Below are 5,625 nucleotides of genomic sequence, written 5' to 3'. Positions count from 1 at the left end.
GGACGAGACAGAAGTTACAAACTTAATGTATCTTGAATATCTTGATTGGACAAAAAAAGTTTTTCCTCCGGAAAATGACAATTATAGACTAATTTATCACGGTGCTTTACCGGATACATTGGTTTGGAGAAATCGTCTTGGATTCAATGAAACTATGACAAACAATTACCTCAGGCACCCTGCCTATGCAGACTACCCCGTTGTTGGAGTTAGCTGGATACAAGCGGTTGAGTTTTCTAAATGGAGAACAGACAGGGTAAACGAACATGTCCTGGAAAGTGAAGGTTATACAAAACGCGGTGCAAGAATCACTGATGTCGATGCAACAACTACATTTAATACACAAACATACTTGACCTCTCCAACGGATGCCTATGGTGGAAATACTGAAATCACTCAGGGAGGAAGAACTTCAGAAAGAATTGTTCAAAGAGACAGCACAAACTTATATGTGCAACTAAAAGACGGGTTACTTCTCCCCGACTATCGTTTACCAACTGAAACCGAATGGGAGTATGCCGCACTAGGTCTTGGAAGCTTAAGAAGCTATAATGTTTACAGAGGTAAGAAGAAATATCCCTGGGACGGTCAATACACCAGATCCGGAAAAAGAAAAAATCGTGGAGATCAGATGGCAAACTTCAAACAAGGCCGCGGTGATTATGGCGGTATTGCCGGTTGGAGTGATGATGGGGCAGACATTACCGCTCCCGTAAAATCATATCAGCCCAATGACTTTGGATTATATGATATGGCTGGTAATGTAGCAGAATGGGTAGCTGATGTTTACAGACCTATCATCGACAATGAATTCAATGATTTCAACTACTTTAGAGGAAATATTTATACAAAAAATGCGATTGGCGAAGATGGCAGGGTCGTTTTAATTACCCCTGAAACAATAGTTTATGATACACTAAGTAATGGCCAAATAATTGCCAGAAACCTTCCTGGTGAAATCCTGCAGATACCTGTTGATGAAGAAGAAACTTATTTAAGAACTCAATTTTCAGATAGTGACAACAGAAACTTTAGAGATGGTGACAGGCGTTCAACAAGAAGCTATCAGGCATTTAATGACGATTTAGATGAAGGAGAATCTTCTACAAAAATAATGTACAATTCCCCCAGACATCAGGTAGAACCCGGTGATGAAGGTCTTGAAAGACAATATGACCAGGACAATGCCAGAAGCACTTTGATAAATGACGAAGTAAGGGTTTTCAAAGGTGGTTCCTGGAGAGACAGAAACTACTGGCTTGATCCGGCTCAACGACGCTATTTCCCTCAAGATATGGCTACTGACTATATCGGGTTCAGAAATGCAATGTCTCGAGTTGGTTCAAAATCTCAAAAAGGCAAACGTGCCAGAAATTAAAAACCAAAAATATTTGATATTAAAAGCCCCGTTTTTCGGGGCTTTTAATATAACTTTAGTTCTATGAACACAGAACAACTCCACAAACTTTTTTTGGCCTCAACCGGCGCAAGTACCGATACCCGTAAAATCACCAATGGAAATCTCTTTTTTGCCCTGACAGGAGAAACCTTTAACGGAAACCTGTTTGCCGAAAAAGCCATAGAACTGGGTGCCTCATATGCAATCATAGACGATGAAAACTATTTAAAACCAAACAATAAAACCATTTTGGTAGAAAATGTTTTGGGAACATTGCAGGACTTAGCAAAATTTCACAGAAAACACCTCAACATCCCAATTCTTGCATTAACAGGAAGCAATGGCAAAACCACTTCAAAAGAGTTGATTTGCAATGTATTAAAAGAAAAATACAAAGCTGTGGCCACTCAGGGTAATTTCAACAATCACATTGGAGTACCACTTACATTGCTTTCAATGAACAAAAACACTGAAATTGGAGTCGTTGAAATGGGAGCCAACCATCATGGTGAAATTGCCGCTTTATGCGAAATCACCCAACCGGATTTTGGCTACATAACCAACTTCGGAAAGGCGCATTTGGAGGGTTTTGGTAGCCTTGAAGGAGTTATCCGTGCAAAGACTGAGCTTTATGAAAACCTGAAAAAACACGACAAAATGGTGTTTATCAACACCGATGACCATATTCAAATTGAGAAGGCAAAAGGAATAAACTCTTTTACTTTCGGAACTAAAAACTCCGGAAGTCGTGTTGAAGTAGAAATGCTTGAAGCAAATCCATTCATGAAACTGAAGTACAATGATATTGAAATAAATACAAAAGTCATTGGCAGGTACAATTTTTCAAATCTTGCTGCAGCTATCGCCATCGGTACATATTTTGAGGTTTCACCCAAGGCTATTAAAACAGGAATTGAAAATTACACCCCCGGAAACAACCGCTCACAAATTATTAAAATTGGCAGTAATACCGTTGTTATGGATGCCTACAATGCTAACCCTACAAGTATGCGCGCGGCTCTTGATAATTTTAACCTACTGGACGCAAATCAGAAAGCAGCAATCCTCGGCGATATGTTTGAACTGGGTGAAGATACCAAAACAGAACATCAAAATATTGCGGAATTTGCCGAACTATTAAACCTCAATTATGTCCTCTTGGTTGGAAAAAACTTTTTTAATACCAAAACCGATAAAGCCAAAAAATTTGAAACTTTCGAAGATTTGAAAGCATTTCTGGAGATTGCTCACTTTGAAAACTTCCACATCCTAATAAAAGGCTCCAGAGGAATGGCTCTGGAAAGGGCTTTGGATTCTATTTAATTTTTTTACAAACCTGAAACTATCGAATTAACTGAGTTGATTCAGACTTAAACCACTCCGGCAAAAAGAAAAAACCTATGCTTTTGTATAGGTTTTTTGAATAATGTGGGTTATACTGGACTCGAACCCTTTATGTATTCCTTTGTTTTTCAGGTATTTAAGAGGCTTGTAAAATAGGGTCTCTCAAATGGCTCTCATTTTATTTAATTCGTTTCGGTTTGGTTTGACATTCATTTCAATAAGTACAAATATACAAAATTGATGAATACTATCAAAGTGATATGAATCGAACTTTAATCAATTATATATTCTTCTACTTGGTTTTGATTGAGGCCGTAATATTCTGCGAATTCATTTGTGGTGATGAATTGGTGGGGTTCTTTTTCCAGATATTCACGGATTTTGGACAAGAGGTTCCTAGCGTGTCTTTCACTCTTGCCGGTGATACGCTGAATATCTTTTGGGTAAATACATATTCTTTTTGAATACCTCATACTTTATCTATGCTTCATCTACCCTTCAAAGATACAGCATCGTAGGGCGTTAATCAATGTTTTAAGGGGTTGTGGTGGTGTATTTTTGTGTGGTGGACTATCGTTTCATCTGTTTTGGTTTGATTTGGTGTTTGCGGTTAAAATGGTCTGTTTCGGAAAAGGTGGTTGATTGCGGAAATGGGGTTCTTTGGGTGGTGGTGTGTGCTTATACTTTTGGTTTTTATTAATCAAAAAATCGAATAGTTATGGCAAGACAGACCGGAATTATCAGGTTGAAAGGTACCATTGGAGGTGTTACCTTTTACAAGACCACCGACGGGCATTTGGCTCGTGAAAAAGGTTGCGTGGACAAAAATCGAATTGCCAACGACCCGGCGTTTCAAAGAACCCGTGAAAATGGGGCTGAGTTTGGACGTGCCGGTGCCGGTGGTAAATTAGTGAGAAAGGCCATTCGTTTGCTGTTGCAGAATGCAAAGGACAAACGGGTGACCAGCAGATTGACCCAATCACTTATGAGAGTGATTAAGACAGACTCAACCAATGAGCGTGGGTTGAGAACCATTCCTGATGGGGATATGGCATTGATCAATGGGTTTGAGTTTAACATCAACGGGAAATTGAGTACTGTGATGTTTGCTCCCTACTCCCCTACTTTGGACCGGGTTGCCGGGACCTTGGATGTGGAGATCCCGGTGTTTACTCCTAATGCGAGTATCGATGCTCCAGCAGGGACTACTCACTTTAAAATCGTGAGCGGGTTGGCTGAGGTTGACTTCGAAAACGAGGAGTTTGTTTTTGACAGTGAGGAGACAGCGATTTTGCCGTGGGATGCCCAGGATACCGCGCTTATCAATCTTGTCTCTACGGTGACCGCTAACTCTACCCTGCCGCTGTTGCAGGTGCTTGGTGTGAGCTTTTATCAAGAGGTTAATGGTGATATGTACCCGTTGAAAAACGGTGCTTACAACTCCCTTAGTTTGATTGGTGTTGATCAGGTGTAATCGTGATTTCATTGGGTGATGGAATTGCAATTGTTCAGAAATCAATTTGAGAGGGGCGCCAATGGTGCCCTTTTCTTTCAAGGGAAGTTTGTTTGTTTTACAATTGAATTGCCCTGGAAGGAGAATGCGCGAAATGTTTCGTGTATTCCTGACGGGCGGTATGAGCTGAAGCTTTGGTTTACGGACCGGTTTAAGCATCATCTGATTGTGAAGGATGTTCCCGGGCGGAGTGGGATTTTGATTCATCCTGCCAATGATGCCCTGAAGGAGCTTCGGGGGTGTATTGCTCCTGTTACGCACCTTACGGGAATTGGTACCGGAACCCTTTCGCGTAAAGCGTTGGACAAACTTCTATTATTGATTGAACGCGCGCGAATGAGCCGAGAGGGCTTGTTTTTGAACATTACTTCTGCCCGATTTGCGGAGGGTGAAAAAGAGAGCTGTTAATTTAAAATATTTGAGTTATGAATTTACAAGAACGCTATACAAAACCGACTCCTAAATTTTTTAGGACGTTGCGAAATATTGGGATTGCGCTTACTGCTGCAGGTGGTGCCATTTTGGCTGCTCCTGTGGCGATTCCTACTGCTTTGTTTACCATTGCGACTTATGTGACCGTTGCAGGCACTGTGGCGACTGTGGTGAGCCAAGCGGTGGTGAAAGACGAGGACGAAGGCGATGACAACGAAACCAACGATTTTCAGGAACCTGCATTGGGGATTTAGTTATGGAAACGCATTTTTTTCATAGGGCGAGTTTTTGGGGTGGTACTTTTTTTGGGGTGTTGCCCAATTTGCCCGTGGAAGATGTTTTGGTTACGGTTGTGATGGCATTTATTGGTGCTGTGGCGAGTTTTATTGCTTCGGTGTTGTTACGGTTTATTTCCCGGTGGTTTGGGAAGTAGGTGTTTGGTTTGGTGAGAAAGCCCGGGTTTATGGTCCGGGCTTTTTTTATTGGTGGAAACATGGCTTGTGCCCTGTTTTTAATTTAACTGCGGTTGGTAAGACCTCATCATTAAAATTTTATAATTTTTGAGATTTACCGATTGCCGGCGCAGGTTTTCTTCTGCCTCTTCCAGTTTTTTGAGGACATTGAAGCGTTCTTGCCAGTAGTGACCGTCATAGTTAAAGAGGCATTCTTTAATCATGTTTTTGATGTCGCAAATGGAGATAAACGTGATGACGGAGCCTTTGTGATAGGGTTTGAACAGGCTACCGGCGTGGAGGATGGCGCATATCCAATAGAGTTTTTGGAGGTCGCTTTGGTTGTTGCAGAAAACGACAAAAGCGTTTCTGTAAGGTTCAAATGAAGGCTTTCCGGCGTTGTTTCCTTTGTTTAGGATGTAAAAGTGCGGTGTGTTGTAAAACCTTCCGTGTTTGTGGGTTTTGATTTTGAAATTAAGCATAAT

Annotated in this window: 8 protein-coding genes; 5 read left to right on the top strand and 3 right to left on the bottom strand. The window is 41.2% G+C overall.

Features of this window, described 5'->3' with window-relative positions:
- On the top strand, nt 1-1,378 hold a 1,378-nt coding region (gene gldJ / locus AC6F75_RS06830; protein WP_500714207.1), incomplete at its 5' end, for a gliding motility lipoprotein GldJ.
- A 63-nt stretch (nt 1,379-1,441) separates the two neighbouring features.
- Nucleotides 1,442-2,722, top strand: coding sequence for a UDP-N-acetylmuramoyl-tripeptide--D-alanyl-D-alanine ligase (locus AC6F75_RS06825; RefSeq protein ID WP_500714206.1), 1,281 nt, complete (start codon nt 1,442-1,444; stop codon nt 2,720-2,722).
- Nucleotides 2,723-3,015: 293 nt separating this feature from the next.
- On the opposite strand, the gene AC6F75_RS06820 is transcribed toward AC6F75_RS06825, so the two are convergent.
- A complete protein-coding gene (locus AC6F75_RS06820) occupies nt 3,016-3,216 on the bottom strand; it encodes a hypothetical protein (RefSeq protein ID WP_500714205.1) in 201 nt (66 codons plus the stop codon).
- Between the two features lie 245 nt (nt 3,217-3,461).
- Here AC6F75_RS06820 and AC6F75_RS06815 point away from each other — a divergent pair, with 245 nt between their 5' ends.
- From AC6F75_RS06815 to AC6F75_RS06805, 3 genes are read left to right on the top strand one after another with little or no spacing between them, the layout of a single operon-like run.
- Nucleotides 3,462-4,217, top strand: coding sequence for a hypothetical protein (locus AC6F75_RS06815; RefSeq protein WP_500714204.1), 756 nt, complete (start codon nt 3,462-3,464; stop codon nt 4,215-4,217).
- A gap of 18 nt (nt 4,218-4,235) precedes the next feature.
- The gene (locus AC6F75_RS06810) at nt 4,236-4,664 is read left to right on the top strand and encodes a DUF5675 family protein (protein ID WP_500714203.1); all 429 of its coding nucleotides are present in this window, start codon (nt 4,236-4,238) and stop codon (nt 4,662-4,664) included.
- Between the two features lie 17 nt (nt 4,665-4,681).
- The gene (locus AC6F75_RS06805) at nt 4,682-4,942 is read left to right on the top strand and encodes a hypothetical protein (RefSeq protein WP_500714202.1); all 261 of its coding nucleotides are present in this window, start codon (nt 4,682-4,684) and stop codon (nt 4,940-4,942) included.
- A 19-nt stretch (nt 4,943-4,961) separates the two neighbouring features.
- On the opposite strand, the gene AC6F75_RS06800 is transcribed toward AC6F75_RS06805, so the two are convergent.
- Nucleotides 4,962-5,183, bottom strand: a complete 222-nt coding sequence (locus tag AC6F75_RS06800; RefSeq protein ID WP_500714201.1) for a hypothetical protein — start codon at nt 5,181-5,183, stop codon at nt 4,962-4,964.
- Between the two features lie 16 nt (nt 5,184-5,199).
- The coding region (locus AC6F75_RS06795) for a DUF6943 family protein (protein WP_500714200.1) at nt 5,200-5,625 on the bottom strand (426 nt) is incomplete at its 5' end.

The organism is Planktosalinus sp., from assembly GCF_059864935.1.
Note: the sequence above shows the minus strand (reverse complement) of the source record. Positions and strands in the feature narration are given on the sequence as shown.

Coding starts and splice junctions, on each gene's coding strand:
- AC6F75_RS06800 (WP_500714201.1), bottom strand. CDS start 5,183: ATGTTTCCACCAATAAAAAAAGCCCGGACCATAAACCCGGGCTTTCTC.
- AC6F75_RS06825 (WP_500714206.1), top strand. CDS start 1,442: ATGAACACAGAACAACTCCACAAACTTTTTTTGGCCTCAACCGGCGCA.
- AC6F75_RS06810 (WP_500714203.1), top strand. CDS start 4,236: ATGGAATTGCAATTGTTCAGAAATCAATTTGAGAGGGGCGCCAATGGT.
- AC6F75_RS06815 (WP_500714204.1), top strand. CDS start 3,462: ATGGCAAGACAGACCGGAATTATCAGGTTGAAAGGTACCATTGGAGGT.
- AC6F75_RS06820 (WP_500714205.1), bottom strand. CDS start 3,216: ATGAGGTATTCAAAAAGAATATGTATTTACCCAAAAGATATTCAGCGT.
- AC6F75_RS06805 (WP_500714202.1), top strand. CDS start 4,682: ATGAATTTACAAGAACGCTATACAAAACCGACTCCTAAATTTTTTAGG.